This is a genomic window from Flavobacterium sp. UBA4197 (assembly GCF_002379575.1).
GTDB classification, from domain to species: Bacteria; Bacteroidota; Bacteroidia; order Flavobacteriales; family Flavobacteriaceae; genus Flavobacterium; species Flavobacterium inviolabile.
Genome location: NZ_DFUB01000006.1, coordinates 158,674 through 178,907, shown reverse-complemented (window position 1 = coordinate 178,907; position 20,234 = coordinate 158,674). Strand labels below are relative to the sequence as shown.

At 40.9% G+C, this 20,234-nt stretch carries 16 protein-coding genes and 1 tRNA gene; 6 read left to right on the top strand and 11 right to left on the bottom strand.

Translation table 11 applies throughout. The features are described 5' to 3' along the window. From B3394_RS03440 to B3394_RS03405, 8 genes are all read right to left on the bottom strand, one after another. Window positions 1–74, bottom strand: a tRNA-Asp gene (locus B3394_RS03440). Between the two features lie 86 nt (window positions 75–160). After that, complete coding sequence (locus B3394_RS03435) at window positions 161–1,087, bottom strand: DUF58 domain-containing protein (protein WP_286912964.1); 927 nt, start codon at window positions 1,085–1,087, stop codon at window positions 161–163. A gap of 108 nt (window positions 1,088–1,195) precedes the next feature. Further along, complete coding sequence (trxA, locus tag B3394_RS03430; RefSeq protein WP_177730160.1) at window positions 1,196–1,513, bottom strand: thioredoxin; 318 nt, start codon at window positions 1,511–1,513, stop codon at window positions 1,196–1,198. Window positions 1,514–1,662: 149 nt separating this feature from the next. After that, window positions 1,663–6,174 (bottom strand): DNA polymerase III subunit alpha, encoded by a 4,512-nt coding sequence (gene dnaE, locus B3394_RS03425; RefSeq protein ID WP_177730162.1) that lies wholly within the window; start codon window positions 6,172–6,174, stop codon window positions 1,663–1,665. 102 nt (window positions 6,175–6,276) lie between these two features. Next, window positions 6,277–7,860, bottom strand: coding sequence for an MFS transporter (locus B3394_RS03420; protein WP_286912960.1), 1,584 nt, complete (start codon window positions 7,858–7,860; stop codon window positions 6,277–6,279). A gap of 2 nt (window positions 7,861–7,862) precedes the next feature. After that, entirely contained in the window at window positions 7,863–8,903 is a 1,041-nt protein-coding gene (locus tag B3394_RS03415) for an HlyD family secretion protein (protein WP_177730165.1), read from the bottom strand. A gap of 41 nt (window positions 8,904–8,944) precedes the next feature. Next, window positions 8,945–10,306 (bottom strand): TolC family protein, encoded by a 1,362-nt coding sequence (locus B3394_RS03410; RefSeq protein WP_286912954.1) that lies wholly within the window; start codon window positions 10,304–10,306, stop codon window positions 8,945–8,947. Window positions 10,307–10,453: 147 nt separating this feature from the next. Further along, on the bottom strand, window positions 10,454–11,137 hold the full coding sequence (locus tag B3394_RS03405) for a DUF6252 family protein (protein ID WP_177730167.1): 684 nt from the start codon (window positions 11,135–11,137) through the stop codon (window positions 10,454–10,456). A gap of 228 nt (window positions 11,138–11,365) precedes the next feature. Between B3394_RS03405 and B3394_RS03400 the strand changes: the two genes are divergently transcribed. The 6 genes from B3394_RS03400 to B3394_RS03375 all read left to right on the top strand — a co-directional run bounded on the left by B3394_RS03400 (window position 11,366) and on the right by B3394_RS03375 (window position 16,103). Then, window positions 11,366–11,911 carry a 30S ribosomal protein S16 gene (locus B3394_RS03400; protein ID WP_177730169.1) on the top strand — a complete coding sequence of 182 codons (546 nt, stop codon included), beginning with the start codon at window positions 11,366–11,368 and terminating at the stop codon, window positions 11,909–11,911. 17 nt (window positions 11,912–11,928) lie between these two features. Then, window positions 11,929–12,459 carry a ribosome maturation factor RimM gene (rimM, locus tag B3394_RS03395; RefSeq protein WP_177730171.1) on the top strand — a complete coding sequence of 177 codons (531 nt, stop codon included), beginning with the start codon at window positions 11,929–11,931 and terminating at the stop codon, window positions 12,457–12,459. Between the two features lie 23 nt (window positions 12,460–12,482). Then, on the top strand, window positions 12,483–13,190 hold the full coding sequence (locus B3394_RS03390) for a tRNA1(Val) (adenine(37)-N6)-methyltransferase (protein WP_273244526.1): 708 nt from the start codon (window positions 12,483–12,485) through the stop codon (window positions 13,188–13,190). A gap of 263 nt (window positions 13,191–13,453) precedes the next feature. Next, window positions 13,454–14,632 carry an acyl-CoA dehydrogenase family protein gene (locus tag B3394_RS03385; RefSeq protein WP_177730175.1) on the top strand — a complete coding sequence of 393 codons (1,179 nt, stop codon included), beginning with the start codon at window positions 13,454–13,456 and terminating at the stop codon, window positions 14,630–14,632. Window positions 14,633–14,728: 96 nt separating this feature from the next. Continuing rightward, on the top strand, window positions 14,729–15,223 hold the full coding sequence (locus tag B3394_RS03380; RefSeq protein WP_286912947.1) for a DinB family protein: 495 nt from the start codon (window positions 14,729–14,731) through the stop codon (window positions 15,221–15,223). A 94-nt stretch (window positions 15,224–15,317) separates the two neighbouring features. Then, window positions 15,318–16,103 (top strand): DUF3050 domain-containing protein, encoded by a 786-nt coding sequence (locus B3394_RS03375; RefSeq protein ID WP_286912945.1) that lies wholly within the window; start codon window positions 15,318–15,320, stop codon window positions 16,101–16,103. Between the two features lie 30 nt (window positions 16,104–16,133). Here B3394_RS03375 and B3394_RS03370 read toward each other — a convergent pair whose 3' ends face one another. The 3 genes from B3394_RS03370 to B3394_RS03360 are packed head-to-tail and all read right to left on the bottom strand — an operon-like array spanning window position 16,134 to window position 20,209. After that, on the bottom strand, window positions 16,134–17,150 hold the full coding sequence (locus tag B3394_RS03370) for a hypothetical protein (protein ID WP_286912942.1): 1,017 nt from the start codon (window positions 17,148–17,150) through the stop codon (window positions 16,134–16,136). After that, a complete protein-coding gene (locus B3394_RS03365; protein ID WP_286912937.1) occupies window positions 17,128–18,753 on the bottom strand; it encodes an NAD(P)/FAD-dependent oxidoreductase in 1,626 nt (541 codons plus the stop codon). The genes B3394_RS03370 and B3394_RS03365 overlap by 23 nt, the downstream gene beginning before the upstream one ends. Next, on the bottom strand, window positions 18,731–20,209 hold the full coding sequence (locus B3394_RS03360) for a polyamine aminopropyltransferase (RefSeq protein WP_286912935.1): 1,479 nt from the start codon (window positions 20,207–20,209) through the stop codon (window positions 18,731–18,733). Before B3394_RS03360 ends, B3394_RS03365 begins: the two co-directional genes overlap by 23 nt. Window positions 20,210–20,234: the final 25 nt, after the last annotated feature.

Sequence of the window (20,234 nt, the reverse complement as noted above, 5' to 3'; positions counted from 1 at the left end):
CGGTCTGGACGGGACTCGAACCCGCGACCCCATGCGTGACAGGCATGTATTCTAACCAACTGAACTACCAAACCAGTGCTTTATTGCGGTTGCAAATATACAACCCTTTTCCATTTCTCCAAATGTTTTTATAAAAAAAATCCGTTTTTATTTTCCTTAATCAGCCAAACTTTTGTTTTTCAGCCAAGTATGTCATTAAAATTTTTTCAAATTTTTCATCTACAGAAACAGGAACATACCTGATTTTATACAAAGCACAGGTGTTTGCCACTTTATCAAAGTAGTCCTGCACCAGCTTTTCATAGTCGTTTTTAATATTTTCTGCAAAAAGATTGACCTGTTCACCGGTTTCCATGTCAATAAATTTTCTCGGAGCGTTGTCAAAATCAAACTGAAATTCCGTTTTCCGGTCAATAACATGAAAAAGGACCACTTTATGTTTGTTGTGTTTGAGATGCTGCAAGGCTTTAAACAAGCGTTCGTCATCTTCTCCCTGGAACATATCGGTAAACAAAATCACCATGGAACGCCTGTGGATCTTTTCGGCTATCTGATGTAAAAAGGTAATGGTATCCGTATTTTTAGGCTGCTGTGATGCCTGCAATACGTTTTCAAGCACATTGAGCAGCATCCGGTGATGGCGCTCACTGCCTTTTTCGGGCGCATAGTATTCGTATGTATCGGAATAAACACTCAGTCCTACCGCATCCCTTTGCTTTTTAAGCAGGTTCATCAGTACCGCCGAAGCCAGCACCGAAAATCCTATTTTATTTTCATAGAAAAGCTGTCCGCCTGCCAGTTTCGGATAATGCATTGAGGAAGAGTTGTCAATAATCAGATGGCATCTTAAATTGGTTTCTTCTTCAAAACGTTTGGTGTATAACCGGTCGGTTTTTGCAAAAAGCTTCCAGTCGATGTGTTTGGTGCTTTCTCCGGTATTGTAAACCTTATGTTCGGCAAACTCGGCAGAAAAGCCATGAAAGGGACTTTTGTGCATTCCGGATATAAATCCTTCCACAATCTGGTTTGCCAGCAGTTCCAGATGCTGAAAACTGGATATTTTTGCTATTTGATCGTCAATCTTCATAGTCTCAAAGATAATGAGATAATTTGATGATTTTAAAATTTTACAGGTCTTAAAATATAAAAAGCCCGGCATAGCCGGGCTTTTTATATTGATATAATCGTATTCCGATTATAGTAATGCGTCAATTGCATCGGTATATGTTTGCTTTGGAGCAACACCTACCTGACGTCCTACCACTTCTCCGTTTTGGAATACCAAAACAGTAGGAATGTTACGAACACCATATTTTGCAGCAAATTCCTGATTAGCATCTACATCAACTTTACCAATCACGGCTTTCCCAGCATATTCTTCACTGATTTGATCAATGATAGGAGCTACCATTCTACAAGGACCACACCATGCTGCCCAAAAGTCAACCAAAACCGGTTTGTCTGATTTCAATACTACCTCATCGAAAGTAGCATCTGTTATTGCTTGTGCCATTTTATTTTCTTTTATAATTATGATACAAAAATAGACTTTTATTTTAATTATTGAAGTGTCTTGAAATCAGTTTTGATTATGCCTCAATTGTTAAAATTGATTTATGTTCTTTTTAACATTTCGCAATCAAATTACTAATTATCAACACCTTAATTCAATTTAAAGTTAATCTGCATCTTTTCCAGCTCCTGTAACAAATCTGTAGAAATATTTACTTTTAATTTCCGGCTTGGCATACTGAGCTTGGTTACCACTCTTAATTCTTCTTTTTCTTCCGGGATTTCCATTTCCGTTTCTTCTGCAATATCGTCACCTGCAGCGGCTTCATCATCTGCCGGCGAAAGGGCAATTTCAAGCGCTTTTTTGACTCTTTCAATTTCCATTACTTCAAAAGTAACGCTGTGTTCCCCGCGGTTGGACTGGAATATTTCATGCAGTGCAGCGATCATATTCTGCTGCAGTTCGGCAATGTTCATCTGGATAATCAGTTTTTTTGCAAACGTTGACAGTACATCCTGCAGCGGTTTGACATCCAGGAACTGAATTCTCGGTTCCGTACGTTTTCCGTCTTTATTTACCCAGCCTTCCTTAATATTGATCTTAAAGTACATAAAATAGTTTGCAACCAAAAAGTGGCGGTATTTCAGATAGTCCTCCCTAAACATCGAAAAACGGTAGCTTTCGTCATATCCTTCAAGGTTAAAACTGGCAAATCCCATTCCGTTTTTAGCCACACGGTGCTCCACTCCGGTTACTATCCCTCCGAAACTGAGGTTTTTCCCGAGGTGCTGTTCCATGTTTTTCAGCGCATCCAGACTGGCATTACAGAAGTATTTCATTTCAAATTTATAATCGTCCAGCGGATGTCCGGAGATATAAATTCCTACAACTTCTTTTTCTTTAGCCAGTTTTTCCATCGTACTCCACTCTTCACATGGCGGTACAACCGGCTCCGGAATCTGCACATCACTGCTTTCCCCGAAGAGACTTACCTGTGAAGAGTTTTCATTTTCCTGAAATTTGGAACCGTAACGGATTGCTTTTTCCAGAAACGTCAGGTTATCGCCGTCTGAATGGAAATACTGTCCTCTGTGTGTGGTTGCAAAACAGTCAAATCCTCCTGCCAGAGCAAGGTTTTCAAATGCTTTTTTATTAGCCGCACGCAAATCGATACGTTTTGCCAGGTCGAAGATGGATTTGTATTTACCGTCTTTACGGTTTTCTACGATGGTGTTCACCGCTCCGCCTCCAACTCCTTTAATAGCGCCCATACCAAAACGGACCGCATAATTTTCGTTTACGGTAAATTTATAAAAGGATTCATTTACATCCGGCCCCAATACAACCAGTCCCATTCTTTTGGATTCTTCCATAAAGAAGGATACCTGTTTAATATCGTTCATATTATTGGACAGTACCGCTGCCATATATTCGGCCGGGTAATGTGCTTTCAGATAAGCTGTCTGATAGGCAATCCAGGCATAACAGGTCGAGTGGGATTTGTTAAAGGCGTAACTCGCAAAGGCTTCCCAGTCTTTCCATATCTTATCGAGTTTAACGGCATCATGTCCGTTTGCAACCGCCTGGTCGATAAACTTGGATTTCATTTTATCCAGTACGTCTTTTTGTTTTTTACCCATCGCTTTACGCAATACGTCGGCATCACCTTTAGAGAAGTTCGCCAGTTTTTGCGACAGCAACATTACCTGCTCCTGGTAAACGGTAATTCCGTAGGTTTCCCCCAGATATTCTTCGCAGGCATCCAAATCGTACGTAATTGGTTCATCCCCGTTTTTTCTCCGGATAAAGGAAGGGATGTATTCCAAAGGTCCCGGACGGTACAAGGCATTCATCGCAATTAAATCGGCGAAAACCGTCGGTCGCAGTTCCTTCATGTATTTCTGCATTCCGGGTGACTCGTACTGGAAGATACCAACCGTTTCCCCTCTCTGGAATAATTCGTATGTTTTGACATCGTCGATCGGGAAATTCTCCGGATCCAGTTCGATGCCCAATCTGTATTTTACAAGTTTTACCGTGTCTTTGATCAGTGTAAGGGTCTTCAGACCCAGGAAGTCCATTTTCAGCAATCCGGCACTTTCGGCAACGGAGTTGTCAAACTGGGTTACATATAAATCGGAATCTTTTGCCGTGGTAACCGGAACGAAGTTCGTGATATCATCCGGTGTGATAATTACCCCACAGGCATGAATACCGGTATTTCGCAAAGAGCCTTCCAGCATTTTTGCCTGCTGAATGGTTTCTCCCGCCAGGTCTTCTTCCCGCGCAATGGCGATCAGTTCCTTGACACGATCGTATTCATCTGACGATTTCAGTGCTTTTTTAACCAGGTCCTCATCTTCCGAAAGGAAACGTGCCAGGTTCCATTTGGACGGCATCATCCCCGGAATTAATTTGGCAATCCTGTCGGCTTCAAATAACGGTAAATCCAATACACGGGCGGTATCACGAATTGCCGATTTGGTTGCCATTTTACCATAGGTAATAATCTGCGCTACCTGATTGGAACCATATTTATTGATTACATAGTCCATAACACGGCCACGGCCTTCATCGTCAAAGTCAATATCAATATCGGGCATGGATACACGATCCGGGTTCAGGAAACGCTCAAAAAGCAAATCGTACTTAATCGGGTCAATATTGGTAATCCCCAAACAGTAGGCAACGGCAGAACCCGCCGCCGATCCACGTCCGGGACCTACCGAAACATCCAGATTCCGGGCTTCGGCGATGAAATCCTGTACGATCAAAAAGTATCCCGGGTATCCGGTTTTTTCAATCGTCTGCAATTCGAAGTCCAGTCGTTCGCGAATTGATTCTGTAATTTCCGTATAGCGCTTTGCCGCTCCCACATAGGTCAAATGGCGAAGGAATTTATTCTCGCCGCGTTTTCCGCCATCTTCATCATCTTCCGGCACAACAAATTCTTCCGGAATATCAAACTTCGGAAGCAGTACATCACGATACAGCGAATAGGCTTCGACCTTATCGATAATTTCCTGAATGTTAACAATCGCTTCCGGTAAATCGGCAAAGATTTTTTTCATCTCTTCCACCGATTTGAAGTAGTATTCCTGGTTAGGCAATCCGTAACGGTATCCTCTACCTCTACCAATAGGGGTTGCCTGTTTTTCACCGTCTTTTACACAAAGTAAAATATCGTGGGCATTGGCATCAGCTTTGGTGGTATAATAAGTATTGTTTGTCGCTACGATTTTTACCCCGTGTTTTTTGGAAAAGGCAAGCAACGTCTGGTTTACCCGGTTTTCGTCTTCCTGATTGTGACGCATCACCTCAAGATAGAAGTCGGCACCAAACTGTTCTTTCCACCAGATCAAGGCTTCTTCCGCCTGATTTTCACCAATATTTAAAATCTTGCTCGGAATTTCCCCATACAGGTTTCCGGACAACACAATAATATCTTCTTTATATTGTTCGACAACCGTTTTATCAATTCTGGGTACATAGTAGAAACCATCGGTATAGGCGATGGAAGACATTTTTGCCAGATTGTGGTAGCCTTTTTTATTTTTAGCCAAAAGAACAACCTGATAACCGTTGTCTTTTTTACTTTTATCTTTATGGTTTTCACAAATGTTGAATTCACAGCCTACAATCGGGATTACTTCCGTTTCGGTTGGTTCTTCTCCATTTTCAATTGCTTCTTTGTTTTTAGCTGCCGCAGCCTTGTTGTGATTGAATACCGAGCTTACAAACTGGAAAGCTCCCATCATGTTTCCGGTATCGGTCATTGCAACTGCCGGCATTTTGTATTTTGCCGCTTCTTTTACCAGATCGTTTATTCCAATGGTAGATTGTAATACCGAAAATTGGGAATGGTTGTGAAGATGGGCAAAAGCCGCTTCTTTTAAATCTTTTCTGGCTTCTTCGGAAACGCTTGTCTGGTTATCTTCTTTTTGAATCTGCGCCAAACGGGCACGAATAACATCTGATGCCTGTTTAAGGTTAATATGCTTTAATCCGATCAGCTGAATTTCCTGCGGATTCTGTTCTCTGAATTTATCGAAATAGTCTTCCGTTACATCCAGTTCTTCTTTTGTAAAGACTTCCCTTTTGATCAATTCCAGGAAACAGCGTGTTGTCGCTTCCACGTCGGCAGTAGCATTGTGCGCTTCTGCAAACGGAACTCCGAAAAGATACTGGTGTAATTCTGTCAGCGTAGGAAGTTTGAATCTTCCGCCACGTCCTCCGGGTAGTTTTAACAGTTCTGCCGTTACTTCGGTACAGGTATCCAGAACGGGCATGCTAGCCATATCGGAAGCAACGTTCATTCGGTGGAATTCACATCCCATGATGTTGACGTCGAATCCTACATTCTGACCAACAATATATTTTGCTTTGGATAAAGCAATGTTGAATTTTTCCAATACTTCCTGCAGTGAAATTCCCTGCTCCATGGCCAGCTCGGTAGAAATACCGTGAATACGCTCTGCATCATAGGGAATATTGAAACCTTCAGGCTTAACAAGATAGTCCTGATGTTCTACCAGATTTCCCATTTCATCATGCAACTGCCATGCAATTTGAATACATCTGGGCCAGTTATCAGTATCGGTAATAGGAGCGGACCAACTTCGTGGCAAACCCGTTGTTTCGGTATCAAAAATCAAGTACATAGCTAAAAATCAGAATTTTAAAATCCGTAGAATTTCAAAAAAAGTAATTGTCAAATGTACTGCTTTTTAGAGAAAAAATTCAGCAGAAGTTGTTAACAAGCGCTAACTTCCCCAGACTCTGTTCTTAAAGATGTCGAAAGTTTGTTTCAGATGCCGGTTGATTAAAAGAAACCCTACTAAAAAAAGTAAGGCATACCCCACAACGGTAAAAATTTCCATATCCGAAAGCAAAACCGCCTGTCTGGAAACGGTATTGACGATTTGCTGTACCGATAATTTATGGGCCTCATCCACAGTATAGCCTTTAGCAATAAAACCCTGGGCAAATTTTTCCATCCGTGCCTGTGTTTCGGGACTTTCCGGCACTACAAACCGGCGCAGTTTGGTAAAATGGGTATTTTGCAGTAAAACCTGTGCATTTTGCATGATACAAAAACCGACGGTACTTCCCCAGAAACGCCCGGTAACGCCAATGGTTCCCGAAAAAGGAGCATAGTGTGCCGGAACAGACGAAACCGTGAACAACACTAACGGTACAAATAATATTCCCACCGCAACACCCTGCAATATATACGGAATCATAATATCCATCAATGCCACATCGGGCACAAAAAGAAAGGTAAACCACAGGTGATAGATTGCAAAAATGAGGAAACCCAGCATAAAAATATAGCGCATTGCCACCGCTTTTGCCAGAAAGACCCCTGCCAGTACAAGTCCCGTGATATTGCCCAGCACATTGAGATACTGCACGTGTGCTACTCTGGACGGTTCCCAGTTCCACACTGTAAACATCGCGCTGTGACAAATATTCAGCGTTGCTCTGGCGATATAAAAAACCACAAACAGGAAAAATCCGGTTCGCAGGTTAGTGTATCGAAATACCTGCATGTCAAAGCAAGGGCGCTTTACCAATTGCTGCCGGACAATAAAAAGACCTCCGGTAATGAGCGTTACGATCAAAGCAATGATGATTTGCGGCGAGTCGAACCAGTATTTCCGTTCGCCGTATATAAAGAAAAAGGAGCCGCTCAGTATGGCCGTCAGTACTAAGATAAAACTTGCCCAGTCCACCTGATACAGCGGGATCTTTTTATGAAAACGGTTGTTGTTAAACGTGAGCAGCACCAGTGCCACGCAAAGGATCTGGAATAATGCCGAGCCGTAAGCCATATAGGTCCAGTCGTAATTTTCCAGCAGCCAGACGGCTATATTCATGATAAAAGGAGAAGCCAGCAGCAGTGCGCCATAATTACAGGTAAATCCTATGATCACCGCATTCTTAGATTTAAAACGGGTGATCAGCAATTGCCGGAGCGGAATCCACGGCAAGGCCATCAGGATTCCTTCGGCCATTCTGAGGATGATAAACAGGGAATAATTGTTTGTATAAGCCGACAGCATAAAGGTTAATGCTGCCAGACAGTAAATAACAATGAAATATTTTTTGGTTGGAAAAAATTTAAACAGCCTGCTTTCAATCATTATCGTCGCCAGAAAGGTGCCATAGGTCACACACAATGAAAATTGCAGGTCTTCCACATCCACATCTAAGAAACTGGCCGAATAGGTCACATTTGAGGTATAAACTCCCAACAGTACCATGGAATGCAGCATGCAGAATATCAGTATCACGATGACCGCCCAATTGGGCACCCAGGGTTTAAAAACGCTTACTCCGGACATGTTTACTGGTGTTCCGCTACTACAATAACGTTCATTCCGGCTCTTAAAAAGTCGGTCTGCGAATCGATGTCGACAAGTTTGATACGGATCGGGATCCGCTGTTCGATCTTAACAAAGTTTCCAGTAGCATTATCGGGCGGCAATAATGAAAAACGGGCTCCGCTTGCCGGCGACAGGGATTCGATAACTCCGCGAAAAACTCTTCCTTTTACAGCATCTGCTTTTAGCGTGACTTCCTGCCCGACTGCCAGATATTGCAGCTGGGTTTCTTTAAAGTTTGCCGTGATCCATTTTTCTTTGCTGACGATAGCAACCAATGCCTGCCCTTCTTTGACAAGCTGTCCCGGCTGAATTGTTTTTTTTCCGACCCAGCCATCATAAGGCGCCGTGATAACCGTATAGGATAAAAACAGTGAGGCATTATCAGCCTGTGCTTTTTTGGAGGCAATCACCGCTTCAGCCGTTGGTATTTTAGCGGAAGCTTCCGAAGTGCTTAAAGCAGCCGTTTGGATCGTTCCGGATATTTCCTCATAATGTGCTTTTGCCGATTCATAATCTGCTTTTACTCTTTCCAGCTGCTGCTCGGTGGCCGCTTCTTCTTTTAGTAATGCCGCATAACGAAGGTAATCCTGTCTGGTTTTCCAGACTTCCGTTTTTGCCGCCGCCAATTGCGATTTTCTAACCGTTTCGGCATTTGCTGTTGTGGCTACATTTTTTTCAAGTACATTGATGGTTCTTTTAGCATTATCCATTTCGGCTGCTGCCATATCCAGATGTGCTTTATATTCCCTGTTGTCTATGATAACGAGCGTATCACCCCGGTTCACAAATTGATTTTCTTCATAACGGACTTCCTGTACATAACCGGTTATCCGCGCCATAACCGGTGTGACATACTGGTCTACCTGGGCATCATTGGTTTCTTCATGGTTGTTGTAGAAAATTAAAAACCAGATACCCAGAACGATGCCGCAAAAAACAATAATACCAGCCATTACGGTAATAAATGTGTGAAAAGAACGATGTGCCTTTTGTGTTCCCATCTTATGAAACGTATTTAAGAATTGTGTGTTAAATCAGAAAATTATTCGTGAAGCATATCTGCCGTATGAAGCAATTCGTAGTATTTCATTGCCGCATCTATTCTTGTAGCGATTTTTTTAAATCTTGCTTCCAGCAAGGTATTATCCGCATCGATCATTTCGGTGATCAGCACCAGCTGGTTCAGGTATTTTAATTTTACGATGCGATAATTTTCCTCCGCCAGTTCGAGTGCTTTATCGGTCACCGGAAGCCGGTCCAGAATTTCATGGTATTGGGTGTACTCCTTAAAAACCTTATCAGACATTTCGTTTTTAACGAGTGCTGCCGTTACTTTCTGTACTTCAACTTTTTTGTCAGCGATGTGCATCCGGGTCTTATTCTTGTAAAGGCCAGACAGGTTAAAAGTCGCCTCTACGCCAATCTGCCCGAGGGAGTACAAATAGGGATTGGGCGGAAAGAACATATAGTTGGGATACTTAAAGCTGTAGTTTCCAAAAAAGCTGACCGTGGGATAATAATTTGCTTTTACGATCTTTCTTTCAAGGTTCCCGATGACGATTTCCTGCTGTGCGATTTTCATCTCTTCGTTGTGCAGCGCTCCTTTCAGGTAATGATCATAATTTTCAGCAGCCGGCAAAGCAGCGATAATATGCATCGTATCCAGTGCGATGGTTTCATCTTCCGGTAACTGCAACAGGGTTTTAAGATTATGAAGAGCAATCGCGGTATTTTTCTGATTGGTCAGTGCGTTAAGTTCCCGGTCCGATAACTGCAATTCGGCGCGCAATACTTCATTTTTAGTCACCGTACCGTGGGCTTTAAAGGACTTAACTTCTTTTAACCGCTCCTGCTCTTCCTGAATACTTTGGGTTATAATTTTTTGTAATTCCATCATTTTATAGATTCCTAAAAAGGAGGCTATAACACTTAATCTGACGTCATTCTCTGTTTTTTCGGCTTTCAGCAATGCTATTTCCGATTCGTGTCCGGCTTTTTTTACGGCATTATTGATTCTGTTACCGGCATACAGCGGCATGCGGAACGATGCAGAAACATCGTAAATTTCCGGTATGGTTTTCGTAACCTGTTTATCCTGCAGGAAGCCGCTCTTAAATTCCGTCAGATCCGTAATCCTGGAGTATAACGAATGAAATTCCACTTCCGGCAGGCGCAGTTCTTTTTTCTCACTGATTTCTTCCCTGGCAATTTGTGTTTCAAGCTGCTGTTTCTGAATCGCGATATTGTTTTCTTTTGCTACGCGCAAAGCGTCTGCCAGTGTTAGCTTGCTGCCGTGTTGTGCACTTGCGGTACCAACACTAAATAGAAGAAAAGAAATTAAAGATATGCTTCCGGAAAAGCTGCTCTTTATGTGGTTTCGATAAACCAACCTGTTAAGGTGCATAATTTCATCAATAAATATGAGGCAAAGTTGCGGTGTTTTCCCGATGTGTTAAAATTACATAAAGCCAAATATTTATTCATTTCAGCCATTTACTAAAACAAAAAAACCACTCAAAATGAGTGGTTTAATTTTTTATTTGTGTTTTATCTAGTAAATCGGAATTCTGTAGAAAACCCCGTTTTGATAGGTTACAATACTGTCGTTAGCATTTTTTGCATTGAACTTGAATTTACCGGTCATTGTTCCGTCTTCAATTTTTTCAATTCTGATTTCTCCATCGCTACCATAAACATTCTCTACTTTGAATTTAGCGGTATTGTCACCACCATCAACCGTTACAATATCTCCCGGAAGGTATCCTGTACCTCTCAAAGTGATGATTACTTTAGTGATCACACCGGCAGCAACCGTAGTTCTAACCTGTAATCCGGAACCGGAACCACCGGATGTATGTGCCGAATTGGCAGCTGTATATCCTGTTCCACCGCTTTGCAGTGTTATTTTACTGGCAGGTCCTACAAAAACACCTGTTGTAAATACAGATTCTTCACCATCAAACGTAGAGATAAAACTAGCTCTGTTATTTTGATTTGTTGTTCCCAAAGCATAAACTCCGTTTTCAAAAGAAGATGTTCTTAAGATCACCTCTTCATCTGTCGTAATTCCTTCGATAGTTACCGAACCGTCCGGTCCGATAGTTGCATGTGCATCGGAAGCTCTCCATAAGTTATAGTTCTTTTCACCCTGAAGTGACGGATTATTAAACTTAACATCTTCTTCACAGGAAGAGAAAGCTGCCATAAGAACTATCAGAGAAAATATTTTTTTCATTTTCAATTCGCAATTAAATGTTTGGATACTTTATTTCTACAAAAATAGTTTTTTAAAGATAATAAGCTAATAAAATCATAAAAAATCACAAAAGACCTTTAATATTCCCATTTTCAAAACGATACCTATACTTTTTTATTATGCAAAATTATTTTGTATGCCAAAGTTTACTATATTTGCACCCTTAATTAACAGAGGTCGAGAACCTCAAAATTTAATCACAAGATTATGTCAGTAAAAATTAGATTACAAAGACACGGTAAAAAAGGAAAACCTTTTTACTGGATCGTTGCGGCTGATGCCCGTTCAAAAAGAGATGGTAAATTCTTAGAGAAAATCGGAACTTACAATCCAAACACTAACCCTGCTACTATCGACTTAAACCTTGATAGCGCTGTACAATGGTTACACAATGGTGCTCAACCAACTGATACTGCAAGAGCAATCCTTTCTTACAAAGGTGCTTTATTGAAACACCACTTAGACGGAGGTATCCGTAAAGGTGCTTTAACACAAGAGCAAGCTGATGCTAAATTAGCTGCATGGTTAGAGGAGAAAGCAGTAAAAGTTAATGCTAAAAAAGACGGTTTAAGCAAAGTACAAGCTGATGCTAAAGCTAAAGCTTTCAAAGCAGAACAAGAAGTTAACGCTAAGCGTTTAGCTGCTGCTGAAGAAGCTGCTAAGGCTGCTGAAGCTGCAACTGAAGAAGTTGTTGAAGAGGCTACTGAAGAGGCTCCAGCTGTTGAAGAAAACAACGAAGAAACTCAAGCTTAATTCAGTTAGCGATTATTATGCGTAAAGAAGATTGTTTCTATTTAGGTAAAATCGCTAAAAAATTTAGTTTCAAAGGGGAAGTTCTGGCTTATTTAGACACGGACGAACCGGAGATGTATGAAGATATGGAATCGGTTTTTGTTGAATTCAACAAAAACCTGGTTCCATTTTTCATTGAAAGCAGTTCGCTGCACAAAAACGATTTCCTGCGTATCCGCTTTGAAGATATTAACAGCGAAGAAGAAGCAGACAAACTACTGGGCTGCGAATTATACCTTCCGTTAACCATGCTTCCGAAACTGGAAGGAAACAAGTTTTACTTTCATGAAGTAATCGGTTTTGATGTGGAAGACAGCCGTTTGGGCGTTATTGGTAAAATCGTATCGATCAATGACAGTACCGCACAGCCGCTTTTTGAAATCCTTAATGGCGAAACGGAGATTTTAGTACCAATGATTGACAATTTCATTGTTAAAATTGACCGTGAGAACAGTAAAGTAGTCATGAATATCCCTGAAGGTTTAGTCGATTTATATCTGAACAGCTAAACGTCACCCCTCACCTTATTATTATGTTCGAATTCAAGCAGTTCAAAATAGAACAGGACAGATGTGCTATGAAAGTAGGTACAGACGGTGTTTTATTAGGCGCCTGGACTCCCGTTGAACACCATCCTTTCAGCATACTCGATATTGGCGCCGGAACCGGCTTAATAGCTCTTATGCTTGCACAGCGTTCTTTTGCAGAACAGGTTGATGCCTTTGAAATTGATGAAGAAGCCTACGAACAGGCTGTTGAAAATTTTGAAAACAGTCCGTGGAACGATCGTTTATTCTGTTACCACGCTGCTTTGGATGAATTTGTTGCGGAAATTGAAGACGAATACGACTTGATTGTTTCCAATCCCCCTTTTTATACGGAAGATTATTACTCCCAGAACGAACAACGCGACACCGCTCGTTTTGAAGACGCAATGCCTTTTGAGGATCTGGTTGAAGCTGCCGCAGTGCTGCTTTCGGAAACCGGCATTTTTTCCGTGATCATTCCTTTTAAGGAAGAAGAACGTTTTATTGCTCTGGCAAAAGACTGCGACTTGCATCCTTTTAAAATTACCCGTGTTAAAGGCACACCGGCAACCGCCGTTAAACGAAGCCTTATTGCTTTTAGCAGAAATCCGGAAACAACCTTAAGCACTGACGAACTGGTTATTGAAATTTCCCGTCACAATTATACTCCGGAATACACCGAACTGACGAAAGCGTTTTACCTGAAAATGTAATTCCTTTTCAGCCTTGCTGCAACAGGCAACCATCACCCAAACATATCCAGCATACCGGTACTGCATTCGCGGCACTACTTATTATTGTGACAAATAACACAATAAATACCGATTATCACAAATACTGTTTTTTAAAACAACTTCTGTCAATTATTCCTTCGTTAAGAGTCTTAAATTTCGATTGAATATATAATTATAACAATACTGTCACTTGAATAGTTGATTTTGTTTCCTTACTTTTGTCAACCAAAATTATAAACAAAATGAGACCAGACTTATTTCAAGCTCCTGATTATTACCAATTAGACGATTTATTGACGGAGGAACATAAATTAGTTCGTGATGCAGCACGGGCATGGGTAAAACGTGATGTGACACCTATTATTGAAGAATATGCTCAAAAAGCAGAATTTCCGAAACAATTAATTAATGGTTTAGCAGAAATCGGAGGTTTTGGACCTTATATTCCTGTTGAATATGGTGGTGCCGGATTAGATCAGATTTCTTACGGTTTAATCATGCAGGAAATTGAAAGAGGTGATTCTGGTGTTCGTTCAACATCATCTGTTCAGTCTTCATTAGTAATGTATCCTATCTGGAAATACGGTAATGAAGAGCAACGCATGAAATATTTACCAAAATTAGCGACCGGTGAATTCATTGGCTGTTTCGGATTAACAGAGCCTGATCACGGTTCGAATCCGGGTGGTATGGTAACCAATTTTAAAGATATGGGTGACCATTATTTATTAAACGGTGCTAAAATGTGGATCTCTAATGCTCCTTTTGCTGATATTGCAGTAGTTTGGGCAAAAGATGAAACCGGAAGAATTCACGGATTAATCGTGGAAAGAGGAATGGAAGGTTTTACAACTCCTGAAACACATAACAAATGGTCTTTAAGAGCTTCTGCTACCGGAGAGTTAATTTTCGACAATGTAAAAGTTCCTAAAGAAAATTTATTACCCAATAAATCCGGATTAGGTGCTCCGCTAGGATGCCTTGATTCTGCACGTTACGGAATTGCATGGGGTGCTATTGGTGCTGCTATGGATTGTTATGACACGGCATTGCGTTATGCAAAAGAGCGTGTTCAGTTTGACAAACCAATCGCTGCAACACAATTACAACAAAAGAAACTGGCTGAGATGATTACCGAAATCACAAAAGCACAATTATTAACCTGGAGATTAGGTGTATTGAGAAATGAAGGAAGAGCTACTTCTGCCCAAATCTCAATGGCCAAAAGAAATAATGTGGATATGGCTTTAACAATTGCACGTGATGCACGTCAGATGTTAGGCGGTATGGGTATTACCGGTGAATACTCTATCATGCGCCACATGATGAACTTAGAATCTGTTGTGACTTACGAAGGAACACATGACATCCACTTACTGATTACCGGTATGGATATTACCGGTCATGCTGCTTTCAAATAGTAGTTATACAATGCTATAAAAAAAAGAGTTCTTTCCGGAACTCTTTTTTTATACCCAAACTCTTCATAGCTTTGAATAAACAAAAAACAAATAGTTATGAATCTAAGCGAATTTTTAATGCCTGAATTTCAGCATGAAATGGCCAGTACCCGAAAAATGCTGAGTGCCTTACCCGAAGCCGAACTGGATTTTAAACCACACGAAAAAGCAATGAGCCTGGCGGAATTAGCCAATCACCTTACCGAAATACCAACATGGATTCCCATTACTTTACTGCAACCGGAACTGGATTTCTCGACGCTTAACTATACCCCGACCAACTACAGAACGGTGGCAGCGCTTTTAGAAGCTTTTGATGCCAATGTAGCGGAAGCCCAAAAACTACTCCAGGAAGCTCAAAATGAAACGTTTCAGGAACAGTGGACCATGCGAAACGGTGAAACGGTTTATTTCACCCTGCCCAAAATGTCTGTTTACCGGATGTTTGTCATGAACCACACCATTCACCACAGAGGGCAAATGTCGACCTACATCCGATCCGTTGGCGGCAAAGTACCCGGAATGTACGGACCCACAGCCGATGAAAACTAAGAATCACGATAGTTTATAGTTAAATTAATAAAATCAATGTTAAAAGCTTCCCCCGAAACGGGAAGCTTTTTTATTTTTGTAGCAAACTTTTACCATGAATATAAAATCTGTCAACAAAAAAATACAGCCACAAAGGGACATTCTATTGAGCCATCCTTTATACAGTCAGATCCAGAACATAGATGACTTACACTGTTTTCTTGAGGGGCATGTTTATGCTGTTTGGGATTTTATGTCATTGCTAAAGGCATTACAGTCCAAACTGACCTGCACGACCACACCCTGGTTTGCGACCAAAAATCCGGAGACCCGCTATCTGATCAACGAGATCGTTCTTGCTGAAGAATCGGATTTATCTCTGGACGGCAAAAGGCTGAGCCATTTTGAAATGTATCTCGATGCGATGCACGCCTGCAATGCAAACACCAGCCAGGTTAATGCTTTTCTGGACAATGTGATCCGTACGCAGAATATTTTTGTATCCATCAAACAAAGCGATCTGCATCCTGACATAAAGGCATTTCTCGATTTTACTTTCCGGGTTATCGAAGAAGGCAAGCCGCATGAAATTGCCGCTGCATTCACTTTCGGAAGAGAAGACCTGATCCCGGGAATGTTTACCGCTATATTGAAACATTTCCAGACGAATTTCCCGACTACCGATCTTTCCAAACTGATTTATTATTTTGAAAGACATATTGAGTTGGATGCCGACGATCACGGTCCTATGGCCATGCAAATGATTACAGAACTATGCGGTGAAGACAATCAGAAATGGAAAGAAGTGGAAGCTGTTTCCATACTTGCACTGGAAAAACGCATCGGCTTATGGAACGCTATCGAAGCACACATACAACAGAAGCATCTTGCTACAACATAAAACAGAAAAACATCCCAAGGGATGTTTTTTTTATTTTGATTTCCATATAAATCCGTCCAGTACATAATGGGTAAACTGCGGAACGGCAAGCAGCGGTACCAATACAAAATGAGCCGCCGTAAAGTCCATTCCACGCATCGAGAACTGTTCGTTCCAGACCGCTATTTCCCATATATATTCTTCCAGAAAGGCAATTAAAAGCAGTATTCCCAAATAGAAAACAACGCCTTTAAATTTCGTGAGATACGACATCGCTCCCCATAAAGCAGTACCTTTTCCGTCAATTTCTTTCAGAAAAATCAATGCCATATATGGTATGCCGTGGGAAACCACATTGAGCATCGTAAAGATCAGATCGTTATTATAGTACACTATACCAAAATACCAGGATAGGGCAGTCCCGACGATTATTGCATTTTTGGGGATATTAAAAAAACGGTTCTTCCATGCCTTATAACTTACACTGAGTACGTAAACGGCTAGTATTAAAAAGTAGAACGCCCGGAATATTTCCAGCAAACCTTCATTTTCAAACTGCAAAAACTCGTTTGGCATAAACCAGTTAAAGTTTCTTTCCGGGGAAAAGAACCAATACAACATCGGGTAGCCTGTAACGGTATAGATTACCAGGCTGTCAAAATATTTGTTTCTCTTTAATCTGGGTTCATTACGGGAATATAGCCGCATAAATCCATACTGCTGCCTTATAAAATGAAAAACAGCCACATACGCCAATACCGACCAAAAAACCCGGCTGCCAAAGGAGAACAGGACAAGCCCTATACAAAAGCACAGCACCGGCAATCCTATCATCAGTTTTTTTCGCTTCTGAAATTCAGACGAAACAAAATATGTTTTAAATAATGTGGCATAAACATGGGCCACGTCAATAAAAACGATCAGAAAAAGCCAGATATAAAAAGAGTGCTTCGCTTCTATTTCCAGCAGCCATTGCTGACCTAAAACAATAATGCCCAAAACCAAAAAAGAGGGCGCTAAAATAAATATAGTATCTGTTTTAGCTCTATGTATCCAGGGCTGCATCATCTATGATTGTATTAACTACATTAATTCCCTGATGAAAAGCTTCTTCAAAAATTGAAATACCGGATAAATCCGAATGGGCAAAATAGATCTTATTTTCGATTGGCTGCTTTGCTGCCGCTTTGGCTTTGCCAAACAAAAATCCCGGAACCGGGCTTATCATCCCATGTCCTAAAAGATGTATTTCCATTTCTTCAATATTGTCTTCAATATCAGGATGGGCAATTTTTAAATCCTTAATAACCATTTGTTTCCAGAATTCTTTACTTTTCTTATACATTTCCCTTCTGCTTTTACCGGAATCGGAAGCAGAAAAACTGTAATAGTAGGTAATTACCTTTCTGGAGTGTAATTGCTGTAATGACTGGTGCTGGTCATAGATATACCCCAATCCCTCAGCGCCATAAATCACATTATCCCAACACAGCGGATAGCTGTAATTATCCGAAAGTTCCCTGACAACGAGTGTCGCCAGCAGCCACGGCGCATAATGAAAAGCCTGCGCTATGGGCTTTCTGTCTTTCAGCAAATACTGGTTTACAAATTGCGGGGTGGCTAAAATAACTTTATCTGCCAGTATTTCTATTGTTTCTTTCGTTTCATCACTATACACCCTGGTTACAACTTTATCATTCTGAATCGCAATATTATGAGCCAGATGTCTTTTTAAGGTTTTTCCATCGACATATTGCTTTAAATGAGTCGTCAGTCTTGCATTACCTTCGGCCCACGTTAGTACATTTTCGGCTTTATCAGAAGTTGCATCGTGTTTTCTTGCGGCAAAATAGTGTATCCCGGCCCAGGCAGAAACAAATTCAATTCCATATCCGAAATCGTCTCTGCAGCAATAGTCTACATAATTTAATAACGGTCCGGCAGTAAATCCGTTTTCACCGAGCCACTGTTTCATCGTTATGTTATCAAAATCCTTAGCATATTTTTCATTGGAAGACTGCGCTAACGGAATATCAAAAAGGTATTTTCCATCCGATCCTTTTGCGGTTTTGAAAAAATCCATTTTCTCAAAAAACAGCTGAAATGCTGTGTTCTCTCCGGTCGTGTTTCCTGATTTCGGAACAAGACTTTCCTGCCAGCTGTTTTTATAATACAGCCGTTCCTGAGGCGAAAACGTTAATTGTTCTTCATCAAATACCGGGTATCCCTTTTCATCATAACGGACAATAATCTGTGCTTCTTCCAGGAATGCCAACAATTCTTTATCACTGAAATTAGGAAGGGGTAGGTAATGTGCTCCCAACGGGTATTTTGAGTATTTGTTCTCACCGTTTGACGAGTTTCCGCCTACATGATTTTCCAATTCAACAATTAAAAAATCTGTAATTCCTTTTTTAGCAAATTGCCGGGCAGCACTTAAGCCTGCTATTCCGCCGCCAATAATAAGATATGGTGTTGTAATCGTCCTTACCGGTTTTGGAAAATCATTAAGCCTTAGCCTGTGTCCTAAAATATGGTTTGTCCCGGAAAGGCGGATCATGAAGTTAATGACTTTCTCTTTACAGGACTGTAAAACGGAAACCAATAATACGGATGTCGCTATTCCTTTTATAAATGTTCTTCTTGAACTATAGTTTCCCCCACTCTTCATCGAAATAACGTACTAAAATCTGATTATCAAGACGATTGATTTCTACCGAATTTGCAATCATATCTTTTGAAAAATAATTCAATTTCTGAAACTGATAGTTATAGAACCGCAATCCGTTTACTTTTCTGTTTACCTTATCAAAAGAGGTTGCAAAGCTATTTGCGGCTATCGTATAGCCCCATTCTCCGAAGGAAGGCACATAGGCATGGTAGGCATCCACCTGAGGAAAGATCTCTTTTACCGTTTTATTGATACACCAGAATGATTTGGGCGCAAAGTAAGGCGACGTTGTCTGCACTACAACGACCGCATCTTTTGAAAGTATATCGTGCAGTGATTTATAAAAGTTTAAGGAGTATAATTTGCCCAAACTATAGTTAGACGGATCCGGAAAGTCAATAATGGCCACATCAAACTTTTCTTTGCAGTTCTTTGTCCAGATATAGGCATCCTGGTTAAACACTTTAACTTTTGCGTCAGTTAAGGAATGCTGATTGAAACCGGTCAGTATTTTATTGGTTTTAAAAAGTTTTGTCATGCCCTCGTCAAGATCGACCAGGGTAATGTTTTTCACCTCTTTATATTTTAATATTTCCCTTACGGCCAGTCCGTCGCCACCACCTAAAACGAGTACATTTTCCACTTTTTTTGCCGCAGCCATTACCGGATGCACGAGTGCTTCATGATAGCGGTATTCGTCGGCAGAGCTGAATTGCAGGTTGTTATTGAGGTATAATTTGTAATCGCTTTTGTTATGTGTCAATACGATGCGCTGGTATGGGGTTGAACTGGTATAGACAATATTTTCACCGTATAATTTCCCTTCCGAAAAAGAAAGAATCGCTTCCGAAAAAAGAAACACCAGAAGCAGGAATACGAAAGAGCCTATCGCTTTTGCTTTAAGGAGATAAGGGCGTTTCAATTCGTTTTTTAAAACAAAACACAATACGATGGCAATACTAACATTGATCATTCCAAAAAACAGCGAGGTTCGCATTACACCAAGCTGCGGCACCAGAACCAGAGGGAATAATATCGAAGCGAGTAAAGCGCCTATATAATCGAATGTGAAAACATTAGACACCAAATCCCTGAAGGCTACCTTATCCTTCAGGATATTCATTAAAAGCGGTATTTCCAGACCAACCAGGCATCCTGTTACAAATACCAGAAGGTATAAGATAAACTGGAAGTAATCGACACTTTCAAATAATAAAAACAAGATTACCGAACTCAGTCCGCCAATTAATCCTACCAGGATCTCAATCTCTACAAAAGTATTGAGCAGGTCTTTCCGGATAAATTTTGAGAAGTAAGAGCCTATTCCCATTGAAAAAAGGTACACTCCAATGATGAACGAGAATTGTTTAACCGAATCTCCTAAAAGGTAACTGGCCAGTGTTCCCGCCACCAGCTCGTATACCAGGCCGCAAGTGGCAATTGTAAATACAGCCATTAGCAGCAGAAATTCAAATTTCAGG

Coding starts and splice junctions, on each gene's coding strand:
- B3394_RS03420 (WP_286912960.1), bottom strand. CDS start 7,860: ATGTCCGGAGTAAGCGTTTTTAAACCCTGGGTGCCCAATTGGGCGGTC.
- B3394_RS03385 (WP_177730175.1), top strand. CDS start 13,454: ATGAGACCAGACTTATTTCAAGCTCCTGATTATTACCAATTAGACGAT.
- B3394_RS03390 (WP_273244526.1), top strand. CDS start 12,483: ATGTTCGAATTCAAGCAGTTCAAAATAGAACAGGACAGATGTGCTATG.
- B3394_RS03365 (WP_286912937.1), bottom strand. CDS start 18,753: ATGAAGAGTGGGGGAAACTATAGTTCAAGAAGAACATTTATAAAAGGA.
- dnaE (WP_177730162.1), bottom strand. CDS start 6,174: ATGTACTTGATTTTTGATACCGAAACAACGGGTTTGCCACGAAGTTGG.
- B3394_RS03370 (WP_286912942.1), bottom strand. CDS start 17,150: ATGATGCAGCCCTGGATACATAGAGCTAAAACAGATACTATATTTATT.
- B3394_RS03405 (WP_177730167.1), bottom strand. CDS start 11,137: ATGAAAAAAATATTTTCTCTGATAGTTCTTATGGCAGCTTTCTCTTCC.
- B3394_RS03400 (WP_177730169.1), top strand. CDS start 11,366: ATGTCAGTAAAAATTAGATTACAAAGACACGGTAAAAAAGGAAAACCT.
- trxA (WP_177730160.1), bottom strand. CDS start 1,513: ATGGCACAAGCAATAACAGATGCTACTTTCGATGAGGTAGTATTGAAA.
- B3394_RS03415 (WP_177730165.1), bottom strand. CDS start 8,903: ATGGGAACACAAAAGGCACATCGTTCTTTTCACACATTTATTACCGTA.
- B3394_RS03380 (WP_286912947.1), top strand. CDS start 14,729: ATGAATCTAAGCGAATTTTTAATGCCTGAATTTCAGCATGAAATGGCC.
- B3394_RS03410 (WP_286912954.1), bottom strand. CDS start 10,306: ATGCACCTTAACAGGTTGGTTTATCGAAACCACATAAAGAGCAGCTTT.
- B3394_RS03375 (WP_286912945.1), top strand. CDS start 15,318: ATGAATATAAAATCTGTCAACAAAAAAATACAGCCACAAAGGGACATT.
- B3394_RS03360 (WP_286912935.1), bottom strand. CDS start 20,209: ATGGCTGTATTTACAATTGCCACTTGCGGCCTGGTATACGAGCTGGTG.
- B3394_RS03435 (WP_286912964.1), bottom strand. CDS start 1,087: ATGAAGATTGACGATCAAATAGCAAAAATATCCAGTTTTCAGCATCTG.
- rimM (WP_177730171.1), top strand. CDS start 11,929: ATGCGTAAAGAAGATTGTTTCTATTTAGGTAAAATCGCTAAAAAATTT.